The following is a 13,244-nucleotide window of genomic DNA, read 5'->3' as shown; positions in this document are numbered from 1 at the left end:
ATACATAATTATCAATGAATTACATATTTTTCTTTATTTGGTGCATGTTTTCAGGCAGGCCATGGCATTCGCACAAGCTGTGGATAACTCTGTTCACAACATTTTTGAGGGACGAATAAAAAGGCGAAAAGGCCATCTTGGCGCTATGGGCCAAATGGATTTTCTTTGGAGAGAAATTGGAGCGGGAAACGAGGCTCGAACTCGCGACCTCAACCTTGGCAAGGTTGCGCTCTACCAACTGAGCTATTCCCGCGTCGCATTGGGTGTAAAACCCGAAAAACCGTTAATGCTATAACAGCACTACGTTGAAAGCGTAGTAAGGATTGTTGCTGCCACATATAACACACTGATAACAAACAACTTCCCTAGCCCCATCGTCTGGAGCGAGCGCAATTATGTACTGGCCGCTGCCTGATGGCAAGATCTTTATGCGATAAATCACGCCAAGCGCTCAAAGTTCAACCAGGCACCCGCACCAGGGCACTGCCCACCCTATACTTTCCGCTTGGCCAATTACCGCAGAGAGCCCGAAGGGGATAGGGTCGTAACTGCTCAGGCATATTTAGGAACAATAGGCGCACAATCAAAAAAAGAGCGAAATACGTATAGCCCCATAATAATATCAACAAGAACTAAACCAGAATCATTTATTTTATTGCTAATGAATAATCCTATAGCAGCAAAGCTTGACAATATCCTTCAATAAATATTCTAGTTCGCTCCGCAAGCTTATGAATAATTTTTTACACAGTAACAAATCACACTATATATTTTCCTGCATATAACAATGGGTTCACAACAAATGAGCCGCACTACCGGATATGACAATACTTACATACAGTTACTAATACAGCGTTTTTTCTGTTGCCGTTGATAATGATGCTCAATACCATTTAACCTAACGAGAATAAAAAATGTTCTCTGTGGCTGCCTGGGCTATTTCCTTTCACACGCATCATTTATTTCCGCCAGGCTTGAATAAAATATGCCATATGACGTATTAATCAGTTAAGGAAGAACATGATTATTGCAATTAACAAACCCTATAAAGTTATTGGGTTCACCAGCGAGATAAGCCCGGCCTATCGGCAAAAATTATTATCCCTCGGTATATTGCCGGGTTCATCCATTGAGATTGTGCGCATTGCCCCACTGGGAGATCCGGTAGAAATAAAAGCACGCTCGGTCAACCTGGTATTACGCAAAAAAGATTTGGCGCTGTTGCAACTGGACGAACGTTCTTAACGCCTTACGCCGCCATAACGCTTTGTGCTCGTATACAGCCGATCTCATGGCTGAACGACTGACTGAATAATGAAAGAATTTATCTGATGAAAGCACTGACAATCGGCCTTATCGGCAACCCCAACTCAGGCAAAACCACCCTGTTTAATCAGCTCACCGGTGCTCGCCAACGTGTCGGCAACTGGGCTGGCGTCACGGTAGAACGCAAAGAAGGCCATTTCACCACCCCAATGGCCGACGTGACGCTTGTCGATCTCCCCGGCACCTATTCCCTGACAACCATTTCCGAACAAACCTCGCTTGATGAACAGATCGCCTGCCACTACATCCTTAGCGGCAATGCCGATCTGCTGATTAACGTGGTTGACGCCGCTAATCTGGAGCGCAACCTCTACCTGACGCTGCAGTTGCTGGAGCTCGGCATCCCCTGCATTATCGCGCTCAATATGCTGGATATCGCCCATAGCCAGCACATTGAAATTGACGTTGCGGCGCTGTCTGAACGCCTGGGCTGCCCGGTAGTGCCCATGGTTTCTACCCGCGCCGACGGTATCGGGGTGCTCAAACAGATGATTGACACCCACCGCATCAACCAGCTTAAAGCGTTAGTACGCTACCCGGCACCGCTGCTGAACGCCATCGATGAGCTGAGCCAGGCCATGCCGCCGGCATTGTCCCCCGGCCGCCGCCGTTGGCTGGCGCTGCAAATGCTGGAAGGCGATATCTACAGCCACGCGCTGGCCGGCCAGGCCACGGAGCAGTTGCCCGCCATCCGCAAGGGGCTGCAACTGCAACAGCATGAAGATCCGGGTTTGATGATCGCCGATGCCCGTTACCGGTCGATTGCCGCCATCTGTGAAGAGGTCAGCAACCCACGCGAAGCAACGCCCAATCGCCTGACCGAAGCCCTGGATAAGGTGATCCTCAACCGCTGGCTGGGGATCCCCATCTTCCTGCTGGTGATGTACCTGATGTTCTTGTTGGCCATCAACATCGGCGGCGCGCTACAGCCGATATTTGATACTGGCTCGGCCGCCCTGTTTATCCAGGGCACCCAGTGGCTGGGTTTCACCCTGCATTTCCCCGATTGGCTGACCCTGTTCCTTGCCCAGGGCATCGGCGGCGGCATCAATACCGTTCTGCCCCTGGTGCCACAGATTGGCATGATGTATCTGTTTCTGTCGTTTCTGGAGGATTCCGGCTACATGGCGCGCGCCGCGTTCGTCATGGATCGGCTGATGCAGGCGCTCGGCCTGCCCGGCAAATCCTTTGTGCCATTGATCGTCGGTTTCGGCTGCAACGTGCCGGCGATCATGGGCACCCGTACCCTGGATGCACCGCGTGAACGCATGCTCACTATCATGATGGCGCCGTTTATGTCCTGCGGCGCCAGGTTAGCTATTTTCGCCGTATTCGCCGCCGCCTTTTTCGGCCAACACGGCGCCGGCGTGGTGTTCTCGCTTTACCTGCTAGGGATTATGGCCGCTATTCTCACCGGCCTGGTGCTGAAACATACCGTTATGCGCGGGGAAGCAACCCCGTTCGTGATGGAATTGCCGGTGTATCACGTGCCGTTGATAAAAAGCCTGCTGTTGCAAACCTGGCAACGCCTGAAAGGCTTTGTGCTGCGCGCGGGCAAGGTGATCGTTATCGCCTGCGTATTTATCGGCGGGCTGAACAGCTTCACCTTTAGCGGCAAACCTGCGGATAACATTAATGATTCGGCGCTGGCCTCCGTCTCGCGGGTGTTGACCCCGCTGCTGCAACCGATGGGCGTGCAGCGCGACAACTGGCAGGCAACCGTTGGTCTGATTACCGGCGCGATGGCGAAAGAAGTGGTGGTCGGAACCCTGAATACCCTGTACACCGCCGAGCATCTGACGAATGAGCCGTTCGATCCCGCCAGCTTTAACCTGCTGGAAGCCTTGGGCGGCGCAGTAGATGAAACCTGGCAGGGGCTAAAGAACACCTTTAGCCTGAGCGTGCTGGCCAACCCGATAGAAGCCAGCAAAGGTGACGGTGAAATGGAAGCCAGCTCAATGGGCACCATGAGCAGCAAATTCGGCAGCCCGCTAGCCGCCTATAGCTATCTGATTTTTGTGCTGCTGTACGTTCCCTGCGTGTCGGTAATGGGGGCGATCGCCCGCGAGGCAAACCGCGGCTGGATGATGTTCTCCATTTTGTGGGGGCTGAACATCGCCTATTCGCTGGCGACCCTGTTCTACCAGACGGCGACCTTCCACCAGCACCCCACCTACAGCCTGACGGCCATAGCCGCGGTGGTTATCGTGAACCTGCTGATATGGTTCGGCCTGCGCCGGGCGCGTAACCGGGTGACGGTGCACCTGGCGGCACCGGCGGCGGCTGCCAGCTGTTGCGATAACCGCCAGCGGGCATGCCACTGATGGCAGGGTTGCTGCAAGTGCGCGATGCGCTGGCGCTGTATGGCAGCGTAGAAGCCCGCCAGTTGAGTGAAAAGCTGGCGGCGCCGTTGCCGCTGGTGCAAGCAATGCTGGATCAACTCACCTTGCTGGGCAAAGCAGAACGCATTACGCAATCCCCCGATAGCTGCCTGGCTGGCAGTTGCCGGGGCTGCCCGGAAGGCCAAGCCTGCAAGACGGTGATTTATCGGCCTCTCACCTGATTCATCAGGGGCAATATGATAAGCCCCGATGCTCCGGCGGCGCCACACATCCCAAAGAGTGAAGCCAACATCTCGGCGCCGGGGGAAACGCACATTTCCCCCTTGCCTGAACGCATTATCTTTCGCGTAACGCCTCTTTTGCGCGGTTCAGCGGTTTCAGAAGATAATCAATGATGGTCTTACTGCCGGTGTGAATCTCCGCCACTGCAATCATCCCAGGGTAAACCGGGAATTTTTTCCCTGCGGCATTCACTAAATAATCCATTTCGGTACGTACATAGACACGATAAAAATATTTGTCTCTGTGCACTTCATCCTGAATGGTATCCGGGGAAATAAAAGCGACCTTGCCTTCCAGCCCACCGTAAATGTGGTAATCGTAGGCGGTGAGTTTAACCACCGCACGCTGGCCGGGCGTGATAAATGCGACATCGCGCGGAGCAATCTCTACTTCAATCATCAATTGCTCATCCAACGGAACAATTTCCATCAGGTTACCGCGCGGCGGAATCACACCGCCGACCGTATTGATTTCGACATTTTTCACAATCCCACGCACTGGCGCGATAATAGTGGTTCGCTTCAGGGAATCGGCGCGGCCGAAGATAATTGAACGCTGGGCCGCCACTTCAGCATTCGCCTTCGCCAATTCCTCGCGAGCGCGCACCATATATTGGTTCTGCGTATCGTGGATTTTCGTCTCTAATTCATTCGCCTGGCGCTTCAAGCGCAACACTTCCACGTCGCTTGCCGCCCCTTTCGCCACCAGAGAAGAGGTTAACCGTAGCTCACGGTTAACCAGATCAAGCGCTTCACGCAGCCCGGTAAGGCTTTTTGCCAGGTTTTCTTTACGCGAGTGATAAAGCGCGGTTTCCGCCAGCACCAGATGCTCATCCTCGGAAACTTCAGGCGGAAACTGCAGTTCACGGTTCTCCGTTTCCGCCTGTAGGCGAGCCACCGTCGCCAGTGCGGCTCGCAGGCGTGAGGTGCTTTCCTGTACGCCGGATTCGATCTGTGTGGGATCCAGCAACGCCAGTACCTGCCCCGCTTCAACCACATCCCCTTCATGCACCATCAACTCTTTCAGGATCCCCCCCTCCAGCGATTGCACAACCTGTTCATGTGAGCTGGGCACGACTTTGCCGATACCAACAGTGACTTCATCCAATTCGAAGTTTGAAGCCCATAAGAATAATATCAGCAGCAGCAGCAGCACCGACCAGATAATTAACGCGCCCGATGACGACACGCCATTTAGGAAAGTTTTAATCCGCGGCAAGGCGGCTTTGATACGTGGCAATAATGATGAAAATCGGTTGAGAGTAAAACGGCTCATGATGATGCCCCCTGCGCAGCGGGATTGGTTTTCGAACTGTCTGACGGTTTCACCGGCGGCGGCACCAACATTTCCGCTTTCGTACCGTCACGCACAATCCTCCCGTTATCAAGCAGAATGATCCTATCCACCAATTGCATCACCGCCGGGCGGTGAGTGGCGATAATCAGCGTACGGTTGCCCATCCAGGCGCTCAGTTTTTCGATCAGGTGCTTTTCAACAGCGTCATCCAGCCAGGCCGTCGGCTCATCCAAGAGCAGCACACTGGGCTGGCGTAATAGCGCTCGCGCCAATAGCAATTGCTGTTTTTGCCCGCCGGACAAACCTTTCCCCCCTTCTTGCAGCACATAATCCAGCCCTTCCGGCAGCTTACGGATAAAGTCGATCGCGCTGCTGATCTCCAGCGCCTGCGCCAACTCTTCTTCTGTCGCCAACGGCATGCCCATCAACAGGTTTTCACGCAGGGTGCCGAAAAATAGCGAAGACTGTTGCCCCACCAGGCCCACGTCGCGCCGGACATCCAGGGGATCGAGGGCGGACAAGCGGATACCGTCCAAGAGAATCACCCCGTCGTTGGGCTGCAGCAGACCAGCCAGCATTTGCAACAGGGTTGATTTACCCGAGCCATTACGGCCCAGCAACGCAATCTTCTCACCCTGCTTAATCGTCAATTGCGGCACGGCGATCACCGGTTTCGACGCCTCTGGATCATAACGGTAACTGATTGCCGAAAGACTGTAGTCGCCAAAAATTTTCGGCCGGTGAATCTGTACGCTGCGTTCAGGCTGATCGACCTCGCACTGCAACAGACTTTCCAGCCCTTCACGCGCCACTTTCGCCTGCTGCCAACGCGACAGGATCATCGCCAGTTGGCCAAGCGGCGCCATCATGCGCGAGGAGAGCATTGAACAGGCAATCAGTACCCCGGTTGAGATATCCCCCGCCATTGCCAGAAAGGCGCCGACCAGCACCACACAAACATAGGTGAGGGTTTGCACTTCACTGGTCCAGCTCATGAGTAATCCGCTGATAAACCGTTGTTTCTTGGATGACTTACTGATGACCTCGTTCAGGTGGTTCCATTGATTTTGGAAGTAGGGTTCGGCACGCAGCAGTTTGATGTCATCCATGCCCTGAACCGACTCCACCAGCATGGCGTTACGAACAGCAGACTCGCGCATGGTATCCCTCGATAGCCGTGCTAATGCTCGCTGGGCCAACAGGCCGGGGATCACAATCAGCGGAATGGCCGCCAGCGGCACCAACACCAGCCAGCCCCCTAACATCCAGAGAATAAACAGGAAAATCAATAAAAAAGGCAGATCGGCGATGGCCGAAACGGTGGTAGAGGTGATCAGTTCACGCACCTGCTCCAGTTCACGAATTTGTGCAATGAACGAGCCGGTCGATTTTGGCCGCAAATCATTACGAATACGCAGCGCGTGGCCGAAAACCCGATCGGAAATGCGCAGATCGGCGCGTTTGCCGATGGTGTCTGAAATATGGGTGCGGGTAATGCGCATGATAAAAACAAAGGTCAATGCGATCATTACACCGCCGAACAGTACCCACAGCGACGGCTCGGATTGCGAAGGGATAATCCGATCGTAAACCTGCATGGTGAACAGCATGGCCGACAGCGACAGCACGTTGGCAATAAGCGAAGCAAACATGACGTTAACGTAGCCCGGCCACTCCTTCAGGATGGTTTGCCACAGCCAGTCCGCGCGATAGGGTTTGATATAGTCATCCACCCGGGCGTCTGGTATTGAGGTTTCCGGTTTGGCTAGCAGTACACGTTTGACGTTTTGGCCCACTTCATCAAAAGTCAGCACCGTTTGCAGTTGCTTTTCACCGTTGAGAACGACGGTGACCATGCCTTCTTCACCACAGGTGGTGATGACCCCCACGCCTCGCTCACCAAAATCGGCGATCAACGGCAAGCGCCAGGGATCCAACATACCGGGATGAAAACGCTCGAAAATCGCCAGCAACCCGAGTTGGCGTGCCATATTTTCAATTAGCGTCTCTTGTGACTGATGCCGTAAATGCCATTCGGCTTCACCCCGCACGCGTTCGGGCGAACCATCCAGGCGATAATGCTTCGCTACCAGCAATAACGCATCAAGCCAGGGAGCATAATGCATTTTTTGGCCCGATGAGGCGGAAGCCCGCTCGTTATTATTTTCTTTTTCCATTATATTAACCTTCAGCAAACTTCCATTATTCTACGGAGCAATACGTAAACCATGAATAGTCTTATTGTTGAGTTGAAAAGCATCCCTGGCCATACCGACCAATACAATGTAATTTAATTCAGATGCCCATAGGTCACGCTCAGAGTTAATAAGATCCAACCGAGACTTGCTAATTTCCTGCTCAGCATTAAGCAAATCCAACGCATTTCTATTTCCCAATGACAAATATTGCTCACGATATAACTCACGAGTTTCGGTAATAGTTTCCATGCGTTGTTGCAATATTTCGATATTACGCTGCAAACCAATAATATTATGGTAATAACTACGTTGCTGGTCGGTGACTTCTATTTTCTTACTGTCGATAGTTGCCTGTGCGGCTTCCAACGCTTTGGCGCTGGCGCTCTGCTGTGCTACCAAAGCCCCCCCCTGATAAATTGAGCTTTTTAGCGATAAATAGAGATTATTATATTGGCTGCGAGACTGGTAGTCAGCGATATTACCGACATATTTATTTGAGCTGGCTTCAAGAGAAATAGTGGGATACTGCTGTGACTTATAATTACGTAATTCCGCCTTGGCAATCGCCGCATCTGCTTGCGCCACCAGCACAGTGGGATTTTTATTCAGATCGATCCGTTCCCCCTGGCTCTGAATTAACGGCAACAGCGCCTGCGGCACAGAAAGCTGCTTTTCGTCCACCGTCCGCCCAAGCAACGATTGCAACCGTAATTTTTCCTGTTGCAGTTTGATCTCCATTTCTTGCTGCTGAGCCTGTGCCGCTTCGACCCGCGCCTGTGCTTGCACAGGATCGATACGGGAACTGGCTCCCGCCTGGACGCGCATTTGCGTTAATTTCAAAATATTGCGTAAGGCGTTAACCTGATCCTCAGCGTTTTCCACTAATTGCGTATAGCGCAATACTTCATTCATCGCCAAGGCCGTCTGTTGAATAATAGTATCAATCTGTTCTAACACGCTGGCCTGTTGGCGCAAAAACTTTGCGCTGGCCAGATCCACCATACTGCCGGTTTTGCCAAAGTCATACAGCATCTGCGATAGGCCAATGGTCGCTATCTGGCCGGAACCGTCATCCTCCTGGCGCCCAGAAGTCACCCCCGCGGAAATAGCGGGAAGATAGCCGGCATTCGCCACCTCAACCCCAAAGCCAGTCGATTCCAAGGAAGCGATGCTGCTAATAATAGAAGGATGGCGATTAACAGCAACGTGAATAGCATCCTGCCAATTAATAATATGATTAGGCTGTTGGCCTTGCTGTTTTTTTTCTGACGGCCGCAATTCAATTTCTGCAGGAGAGATTTTTAGTTTCTCTGCCAATTCATTACCACCGGCCGGCATACTGTCTGGGGTGGGTATATTGGAAAACGCCCCCCAAAAACCACCAGGCTCCTCGTTATTCACATCGTGGGAAGAAGAGAGAAAACGGCCTTCTCCGGCGAATGAACACGGTATGCTAATAAAGCATAGCGCAGTAACTAATATTTTTATCATAACGTTTCTGAAACAACCTGAATTATCCAATGGATGTATATATCCAAAATAATTCGAGTTGCAGGAAGGCGGCAACGCAGCGAGTCCCCAGGAGCTTACTTGAGTAAGTGACTGGGGTGAGCGAGGAAAGCCAACACACCTGCAACTTGAAGTATGAAGGGTATAAACCACATATACAAATGACAACAACAGGCTGGCATTAAATGCCAGCCTGTTTTTCTTACTGCCTATTAACAGTGGTTAACCAATAGTGACATCATCCTCAACATAAAGTTGAACCACAGTGCCATCAGACGTGGAACTGGTGTAATGGTTATACGTCACCCCATCAACCGATGATGAACCAGCAGCTTCCCAGGTACCATTCAGCGTAACCGTATCGCCGTCTGCACCTTTGATATACAAGGTATTGTTATCATCGGTCACATCCATCAGGCTCTGCGCGCTGATAACGACGTTGTCGTTCTCACCGTCATCGAGCAAATCGATCACCTCGATATCGCTCACTTTGGACGAGATAGCACTCAGATCAAGCGTTATGCTGCTGTGCCATGCCAAGGTATCACTACCATCTGCGCCCGTAATGGAAACGAAGTTGGTGTCATAGACATTAAACACATCATCGCCCGCCGTACCGGTGAAGGTGATTTCACCGCCAGCGCTGCCGTCCACTTCGACTCCCGTAGTGCTGGTTGAACTGTCTTCAGAAGTAGTGGTGTCAGCGGTTGAGCTGTCTTCACTGTCGGTAGTGGCGCTGTCCTCAATGGACAAGGAGTATGTGCTCACGCTCGTATCATCGGTATCGGTCGCATCAGTTGCATCAGTTGCATCCTCAACCGTATCGGAAAGCGTACTGCTTTCAACTGTATTACCGCCGGCATCTTCGACGCTTACACCGAGATAGATGGTCAGCGTTGCCGTTTGCACATCACCATTGGAGCTTTGTATTGCATAGGTAAAGACATCCGTATCACCATCAGTCGGTAACGTTTCCGATGAAGGAACATAGATATAGTCACCCGTACTGTAAATCCACAGCGTCCCATATTTCCCGACGACGGAAATGCCCGCTGCCGTCACCGCAGTATAATCGCCGGTATCCGTATCGGTAGTTGTATTACCAGAAGCAATGTACAGCGTGGAGTACACTGAACTGATCGTATCGTTGTCCAGTATATTCCCCGTCACGTTCGTACTGTCCGTGATGGTATAGGCCGCAGCATCAGAGACAACAACCTCGGCATTCACGGTTAGCGTATAACTCCCTGTCGAACTGACCACCAGACGATAGGTGCCCGCACCATCTGTCGATACCGTAAAGCCAAAAGTGTCCTGATTATAGCTACCAGCAAGCATGGTATACGTGCTGGTGCTGACATCCACCCAACCACTTGAGGTATACATCTGTAACGTAGCGCTGACCGTAAAGTTCGAGCTGTACGTCTCGTTGAAAAGCCATCCCCCCGTGGTCAGCGACACAACACCGGAGACAATACTGCCCGCTTCAGAAACCAAGACTGAATTGGTCGTAATGGTCGAACTACTGGTCAGCGACCCATCGGAAATAACCTCTGTGGTCGACAATACCGTATTGACCAGCGTGATGTTAGCTACCGCCGAATCAGAGCTTATCGCATCGATGATGCCATTAGCGGTGGAATCGCTTTCATCCCAGGTAACCGTCAGAGCATCATTGCCACTGTTGATCTGGATGTTTAGATTCGCTGTAGACGTCGCTCCGGTGGCGGAATCCGTCAAGGTGTAACTGAACGTCTCCGTCTTACCAATTGCATCCATGTCTGCATTCGGCGTGTACTCATAGTCGCCGTTAGCGTAGATAGTCAGGGTACCGTAATCCCCGCTAACCGTCGTGCCGCTTGCGGTAACTACCACCGTCGTGACAGTGCCGCCACTACTGGTAAAGCTTATTGCGGTTACCGTAGTGGTGTCGGCATGGGCAATGCTATCCGTACCACTCAGGGAATCGCTGTCAGTAATCACGTTACCGGTAGCCGAGGTGACGTCACCCGGCGTCCCTTCGCTTGCCAGTGTATAAACCGTCTGGTATGCGGAAAGGGTGAATCCTGACCCCAGGCTAAGGCCGGTACTGGTGTAAACAATTTTATAGGTGCCAGCATCCAGCCCAGTGAGCGTAACGGACGCGCTATCGCCACCCAGACCGAATAGCCCAATCAGGCTACCTGAAGAATCAGAAGAGACCTCCTCCCACTCACCGCTAAAGGCGTTGTACTTGTACAGGGTCAGCGTTGCGCCGCTAAACATGCTCAAGAATGAACTGCTTGTCACGGTGACGGTCAGATCGACCACGGTACCTTCAGCAACGAGGATCTCCGAACTATCAAGCGTGGCGGAGCCGATGACAAGCAAACTACCGCCGTCCATGATATCTTCCGACTCCGTCACTGTTGACGGATAGGTGAAGTCAACCGTCGCGCTAGAGTTCACGTTATCCGCCGCTGTCAGGGTAATGGCCGCAACGGTAATATTCAGCGCCGCTGAGGTGCTGCTGTTGCCCGCGGCATCGGTTACCGTAAAGGTAAGGTTATGCTCGCCGTCGGATAATCCCTCCTCTGCGGTGTAAGTCCATGTGCCATCTTCAGCCACCGTAGCCTGGCCGACTACTGTATCGCCATCCATGATAGTGACCGTTGTACCCACCTCCAGACCAGAACCACTGAAGGTCAGCTTGCTGTCGGTCAGCGTATCGCTACTGCTTACCACTTGACCTGCTTCGTCCGTGATAACCACATCCGAGGTATTAACACCCTCAGGTGCGATGGTGTCGACCGTCAGTGCCAGCACGGCAGAAGATTCACTGCTGTTACCCGCCACGTCGGTTATAACGAAAGTCAGCGCATGTTCGCCGTCTGTCAGTGCCTCATTCAGAGCCAGCGACCAGTTGCCGTCCTCATCCACAGTGGCTTCGCCAATCAATTCACCATTGTCATAAACCGTAACCGTTGCGCCAGCTTCGGCGCTGCTGCCGTTAATGGTTAGCTGGTTGACGTTGGTCAGGCTTTCGAGGACGTTGCCATCGCTATCTGTCATCGTGACGGAAGCGATATCAATAACGTCCGGCGCCAACGTATCTATGGTTAGTGAAATGCTATCGCGGCTGATAGTACCGTCTGGATTAGTGATGGTTACCGACAGATCGTGCTCGCCATCGGCCAGCGCCTCTTCCAGCGTGAAGCTCCAGTTGCCGTCTTCGTCCACCGTCACTTCGCCCAGCACGGTATCCCCGTCGCTGATCACCACGGTCGCGCCCGGTGTTTGACCACTGCCGCTCAGGGTCAACATGTTGTCGGTAATGATGTCACCGTCACTGATGACGTTTCCGTTATCATCGGTGATCACCAGCCCCGTGCTGCCGCTGTCGACCACAAGGACGATTGCCGCGGATTCGCCGCTGCTGTTCCCAGCGGCATCGACCACCTCGAAGGTAAAGCTGTGCTCGCCGTTAGCCAACGCCTCATCCGGCGTATAGCTCCAAGTGCCGTCTTCGCCCACCGTCACTTCTGCGATAATGGTGCCGTTGTCGCGAATCACCACCGTGGTGCCCGCTTCCAGCCCCTCGCCGCTGAACGTCGGCGTGTTGTCCGCCGTTGTGCTGCCTGCAGCAATAGCTGCGCCACTATCATCCAGGATCGACACGGTTTCCGGGTCTACCCCTTCTGGCGCCACGGTGTCAACCACTACATTGATGGTATCGCTGCTGGNGCCTCTTCCGGCGTGAAGCTCCAGTTGCCGTCCTCGTCCACCGTCACTTCGCCCAGCACGGTATCCCCGTCGCTGATCACCACGGTCGAGCCCGGCGTCTGGCCGCTGCCGCTCAGGGTCGGGGTATTGTCGCTAATGGTGTCGCCGTCGCTGATGACGTTGCCGCTATCGTCGGTGATCACTGCTCCGGTATTGGCGCCGCTGGTGCTGCCGCTGTTATCCGTGCCCGCGTCTTCAGACGTATCGCCGGCTTCGTCGTCCGTGGCGGTATCGTCGCTGGCCGTGCTGTCGACGATCACATGGATGGTGTCGCTGCTGGTGTTGCCGTCCGGATCGGTGATGGTCACCGTCAGATCGTGCTCGCCGTCCGTCAGCGCCTCTTCCGGCGTGAAGCTCCAGTTGCCGTCTTCATCCACCGTCACTTCGCCCAGCACGGTATCGCCGTCGCTGATCACCACGGTCGAGCCCGGCGTCTGGCCGCTGCCGCTCAGGGTCGGGGTATTGTCGGTGATGGTGTCGCCGTCGCTGATGACGTTGCCGCTATCGTCGGTGATCACTGCCCCGGTAT

The 13,244-nt window shown here is 53.3% G+C and carries 8 protein-coding genes and 1 tRNA gene; 3 read left to right on the top strand and 6 right to left on the bottom strand.

The window, feature by feature from the left end; genetic code table 11:
- Positions 1 to 177 precede the first annotated feature (177 nt).
- Positions 178 to 253: transfer RNA gene (locus AC559G_RS06610), tRNA-Gly, on the bottom strand.
- A gap of 767 nt (positions 254 to 1,020) precedes the next feature.
- Here AC559G_RS06610 and feoA point away from each other — a divergent pair.
- From feoA to AC559G_RS06595, 3 genes are all read left to right on the top strand, one after another.
- Positions 1,021 to 1,245, top strand: coding sequence for a ferrous iron transporter A (feoA, locus tag AC559G_RS06605; RefSeq protein ID WP_279025975.1), 225 nt, complete (start codon positions 1,021 to 1,023; stop codon positions 1,243 to 1,245).
- 86 nt (positions 1,246 to 1,331) lie between these two features.
- Positions 1,332 to 3,650, top strand: a complete 2,319-nt coding sequence (feoB, locus tag AC559G_RS06600; RefSeq protein ID WP_498911968.1) for a ferrous iron transporter B — start codon at positions 1,332 to 1,334, stop codon at positions 3,648 to 3,650.
- Positions 3,650 to 3,889, top strand: a complete 240-nt coding sequence (locus AC559G_RS06595) for a FeoC-like transcriptional regulator (RefSeq protein WP_498911967.1) — start codon at positions 3,650 to 3,652, stop codon at positions 3,887 to 3,889. The genes feoB and AC559G_RS06595 overlap by 1 nt, the downstream gene beginning before the upstream one ends.
- Before the next feature lie 115 nt (positions 3,890 to 4,004).
- Here the strand turns inward: AC559G_RS06595 and AC559G_RS06590 are convergent, their stop codons facing one another.
- The 5 genes from AC559G_RS06590 to AC559G_RS06570 all read right to left on the bottom strand — a co-directional run bounded on the left by AC559G_RS06590 (position 4,005) and on the right by AC559G_RS06570 (position 13,233).
- Positions 4,005 to 5,225, bottom strand: coding sequence for an HlyD family secretion protein (locus tag AC559G_RS06590; RefSeq protein WP_498911966.1), 1,221 nt, complete (start codon positions 5,223 to 5,225; stop codon positions 4,005 to 4,007).
- Positions 5,222 to 7,423 (bottom strand): type I secretion system permease/ATPase, encoded by a 2,202-nt coding sequence (locus AC559G_RS06585; protein WP_498911965.1) that lies wholly within the window; start codon positions 7,421 to 7,423, stop codon positions 5,222 to 5,224. Before AC559G_RS06585 ends, AC559G_RS06590 begins: the two co-directional genes overlap by 4 nt.
- A gap of 30 nt (positions 7,424 to 7,453) precedes the next feature.
- Positions 7,454 to 8,935 (bottom strand): TolC family protein, encoded by a 1,482-nt coding sequence (locus AC559G_RS06580; protein WP_498911964.1) that lies wholly within the window; start codon positions 8,933 to 8,935, stop codon positions 7,454 to 7,456.
- A 240-nt stretch (positions 8,936 to 9,175) separates the two neighbouring features.
- Positions 9,176 to 12,640 carry a BapA/Bap/LapF family large adhesin gene (locus AC559G_RS06575; RefSeq protein ID WP_498911963.1) on the bottom strand — a complete coding sequence of 1,155 codons (3,465 nt, stop codon included), beginning with the start codon at positions 12,638 to 12,640 and terminating at the stop codon, positions 9,176 to 9,178.
- An 11-nt stretch (positions 12,641 to 12,651) separates the two neighbouring features.
- Positions 12,652 to 13,233, bottom strand: coding sequence for an Ig-like domain-containing protein (locus AC559G_RS06570; RefSeq protein WP_498912182.1), 582 nt, complete (start codon positions 13,231 to 13,233; stop codon positions 12,652 to 12,654).
- Positions 13,234 to 13,244 lie beyond the last annotated feature (11 nt).

It is taken from the genome of Gibbsiella greigii, from assembly GCF_039540155.1.
Lineage (GTDB): Bacteria > Pseudomonadota > Gammaproteobacteria > Enterobacterales > Enterobacteriaceae > Gibbsiella > Gibbsiella quercinecans.
Note: the sequence above shows the minus strand (reverse complement) of the source record. Positions and strands in the feature narration are given on the sequence as shown.

Bases quoted from the DNA above. Each gene is read 5' to 3' on its own strand.
- feoA (WP_279025975.1), top strand. From the start codon at position 1,021: ATGATTATTGCAATTAACAAACCCTATAAAGTTATTGGGTTCACCAGC.
- feoB (WP_498911968.1), top strand. From the start codon at position 1,332: ATGAAAGCACTGACAATCGGCCTTATCGGCAACCCCAACTCAGGCAAA.
- AC559G_RS06595 (WP_498911967.1), top strand. From the start codon at position 3,650: ATGGCAGGGTTGCTGCAAGTGCGCGATGCGCTGGCGCTGTATGGCAGC.
- AC559G_RS06590 (WP_498911966.1), bottom strand. From the start codon at position 5,225: ATGAGCCGTTTTACTCTCAACCGATTTTCATCATTATTGCCACGTATC.
- AC559G_RS06585 (WP_498911965.1), bottom strand. From the start codon at position 7,423: ATGGAAAAAGAAAATAATAACGAGCGGGCTTCCGCCTCATCGGGCCAA.
- AC559G_RS06580 (WP_498911964.1), bottom strand. From the start codon at position 8,935: ATGATAAAAATATTAGTTACTGCGCTATGCTTTATTAGCATACCGTGT.